We start from the raw sequence: 873 nt of genomic DNA, 5'->3' as shown, positions 1-873 counted from the left end.
AGGCGCGGTCGCGTGGGACGAGGCGCTGCACTCGGGCCTGCTCACCGAGCGCTCGGACGGGCGGATCCGCTTCCGCCACCAGCTGATGGCGGCGGTGGTCTACGAGGAGGCGCCGCCCGCGAACCGCCAGGCCGTTCATCATGCGCTCGCCTCCGTGCTGACCGGTGAGAACGCCGACGAGCTGAGGCCCTGGCACCTCGCCGCGGCTGTGGAAGCCGTGGGCCGACCCGACGAGGAGGTGGCCCGACTGCTGGAAGAGTCGGCCCACCGCTCCTGGGCGCGCGGTGGCTGCGCGACGGCGGCCCGTGCCCTGCGACGTGCGGCAAAGCTGTCCCCCTCTACGGACGACGCGGCCAGACGACTGGCTCACGGAGCAAGAGCGGCCTGGGAGGCCGGCCACGTCGACGTGGCGCGGGGAATGCTGGAGCGGGCCGAAGGGATGTCCTCCGCCTCCACGGTCGCGGATCTCAGCGAGGGGCTTCGCGGGCTGATCGAGTTCGCGCACGGCGATCTGGAAACCGCCTGCCGTCAGCTGACCCGGGACATGGAGCGGGTGACCGATCCCGGGCAGGCGCTCAAGCTCGGCAGCATGGCGCTGCGGGCGGCCTGGGCGGCCAGTCATGGCGCACTGCAGCGCGAGGCGCTCCAACGGCTCGAGCGGCGGCTCCCGCAACGGGACTTCCCGAACGCCGATCTGCTGCCGTTGCTGCGCGCATGGTGGACGCAGGAACCGGGCGGCGCCGCCGATGACCGCGACCAGGTCGTGGCCCCCGGCGCTGACATCCTCACCCGGCTCAGCGGCGGTTCCTGGCTCCTGATGCCACCGGCACCGCTGGCGGTGGCCTGGGGCATCGAGTCCGCCCTGCAGGAGGC

At 73.3% G+C, this 873-nt stretch carries 1 pseudogene; it reads left to right on the top strand.

From position 1 onward, the window contains the following. Positions 1-873: pseudogene (locus CLM62_RS49630) on the top strand (helix-turn-helix transcriptional regulator); the annotation flags it as partial.

Source organism: Streptomyces sp. SA15 (assembly GCF_002291145.1).
GTDB lineage: Bacteria > Actinomycetota > Actinomycetes > Streptomycetales > Streptomycetaceae > Streptomyces.
The sequence above is the reverse complement of the archived record's forward strand: the minus strand, read 5'-3'. Positions and strand labels throughout refer to the sequence as shown.